Source organism: Aerococcus sp. UMB1112A (assembly GCF_030230715.1).
GTDB lineage: Bacteria > Bacillota > Bacilli > Lactobacillales > Aerococcaceae > Aerococcus.
Genome location: NZ_JASPDS010000056.1, coordinates 1 through 1,572, shown reverse-complemented (window position 1 = coordinate 1,572; position 1,572 = coordinate 1). Strand labels below are relative to the sequence as shown.

The following is a 1,572-nucleotide window of genomic DNA, read 5'->3' as shown; positions in this document are numbered from 1 at the left end:
TTTTACCTATCATACCATAAGCCAAGGCAGCAAAAACCCCTAGTCTTATGCGAAAAGTGATCGATTTAGACAGACTTGACAAAAATAAGGGCTAAGCTTATGATAATTTTTAAAGGTAAATTGTAAAATGAAGTGCATAGAGAAAAGGACGACAAAAAACCAGTGATGCTCTATACTTAAAAGCGTCTAAACCCAAGTAAAGGAGCACTCACTGGCTATGAAACATTCTAACACGAAACCTAGATCATATACACACCTTTCTGCAGAAAAACGCGGAATTATCCAAGCAATGCACCAAGAAGGACATAAACAGAAAGAGATTGCTGACGCCGTTGGCGTCAATCAATGCACCATATCTCGTGAACTAAAACGTGGAAAAACACGTCAAATGAACTATGATCATACCTACGTTGATGTCTATCTTGCAGAAACTGGCTCGCGTGTTTATAAAGATAATCGGTCAAATTCTAAAGCCAGAGGCGCTTTGTATGGAAAATCTAACTTCATTAAAGCCTTTGAGGAAGCCTTACTGACACCTAAAGAAGACCGTATTTTCAGTGTTGATACGTTTATTCATGATTACCGCAGAAAACACCCTTTAGAAAGAGTTCCTTGCACCAAAACCATGTATAAATATATCAATCTTGGTTTATTAAATGTGAGGAATATTGATCTTCCTATGAAAACAAGGATTCGTCCAAGAAAACAACCTAGTGAACCGCGTGGGACGAATAAAAAGGTATTTGGAAAAAGCATTGATCAGCGATGCCCAGACGTCCTTTCAAGAGAAGAATTTGGTCACTGGGAGCTTGACCTCGTGATAGGAAAGAAGACTAAAGGAGAGCCATGTCTTATTACTCTAGTTGAACGGAAAACGCGAAAATTCCTCACCAAGAAGACTTGGAAGTGGGATGCAGATTCCATTGTAAAATCGGTTAAAAAGGTGATTCTTAAAGAGGGTCAAGCGTGTTTTAAAACCTTAACGACCGATAACGGCAGTGAATTTTCTAAACTATCTCAGCTTGAGTATGCTCTGAAGGATTTGGAAGTCTTTTTCGCCCATGCCTATTCAGCTTGGGAAAAAGGCAGTAATGAGAGACATAATCGCATGTTAAGAGAATTCTTGCCCAAAGGGACAAGCTTTAAAAAGCTGACATACCAGGAACTCGCACACTATACGAATACAATAAATAATCGCTTTAGAAAGGTCTTAGATTATCAAACCCCTAACGACTGTTATAACCTAGAAGTTGCGAAACTTCAGGAAACGCTTAAAGAAGCAGGCTAAAGTGCTTAACAAAGCATAGAGATTCAGTGTGGGCCAGTCAAGGTCCGCTTCGCTCTCCACCTTGACAGCCCCACCCTGAATCTCTAAATGATAATCAAGCACTTTAAGCTAGAGAAAAACGGGCCAAGAATTATTGACTTTATCAGCTTTTTAGTTATTTGGCATGACACTGGGATTTTTTAAAATAAATATGCACTTGATATTGCAATTTACCTCTTTTAGAAAATACTTAGCAAATAACTAGCGAGCATCCCTGGTTTGTAAGACCATCAAGAGACCAGAAG

At 38.9% G+C, this 1,572-nt stretch carries 1 protein-coding gene; it reads left to right on the top strand.

The window, feature by feature from the left end; all coding sequences use genetic code 11:
* Positions 1-217: 217 nt before the first annotated feature.
* Positions 218-1,288: an IS30 family transposase gene (locus QP860_RS10510; protein ID WP_101562109.1), complete on the top strand. Its 1,071-nt coding sequence runs from the start codon at positions 218-220 to the stop codon at positions 1,286-1,288.
* Positions 1,289-1,572 lie beyond the last annotated feature (284 nt).

Bases quoted from the DNA above. Each gene is read 5' to 3' on its own strand.
- QP860_RS10510 (WP_101562109.1), top strand. From the start codon at position 218: ATGAAACATTCTAACACGAAACCTAGATCATATACACACCTTTCTGCA.